The sequence below is a fragment of the Oleiphilus sp. HI0066 genome, assembly GCF_001635725.1.
This window is the reverse complement of record NZ_LWFH01001783.1, coordinates 1-652: the sequence shown is the minus strand read 5'-3', so window position 1 is coordinate 652 and position 652 is coordinate 1. Positions and strand designations below refer to the sequence as shown.

Genomic DNA, 652 nt, shown 5'->3' with positions numbered 1-652 from the left:
TCCTCGGTCATTAAGCTTTCATCGCGCGTGACACCATGGCTTCTCAGTAACTCTAGTTTTTTTGCGAGCTCATCGTTATTGGTTAGAGCTGCTCCACCTTCAGCTGTAGTCACTATCTTAACTGGATGGAAACTGAATACAGTTATGTCTGAGTATTTACAATCGCCAGTTTTTGAGTTCTTGTATCGAGCGCCAACTGCGTGAGAGGCATCTTCAATTATTTTAAAGCCATATTGTTTTGATAATTGATAGATTTTTTCCATGTCACAAGGTTGGCCACATAAGTGAACAACAACGATAACTTTTGGGAGAGTTCCTTCGGCTTTTGCTTGCTTTAACTTGCTTTCAAGTTTCGTAGGGCACATGTTGTATGTAGCTGGATCGATATCTACAAAATCAATGTATGCACCGCAATATAGCCCGCAGTTTGCAGAGGCTACGAATGTAATAGGGCTTGTCCAAAGGTAATCCCCTTGCCTTAAGCCAAGTGCTAAACAAGAAATATGTAGGGCTGAAGTGGCACTGTTAACAGAAAATGCATACTCGGCACCACAAGCCTGAATTAAGCTGTTCTCGAAGGCAGGGACTTGGGGGCCTTGAGTGAGAAAATCTGACTTTAGGACATTGATAACGGAATCAATATCTTCTTGGC

At 42.3% G+C, this 652-nt stretch carries 1 protein-coding gene; it reads right to left on the bottom strand.

Features of this window, described 5'->3' with window-relative positions:
* A partial coding sequence (locus tag A3738_RS27710) for a DegT/DnrJ/EryC1/StrS family aminotransferase (protein WP_197474094.1) occupies positions 1-652 on the bottom strand: 652 nt, incomplete at both ends.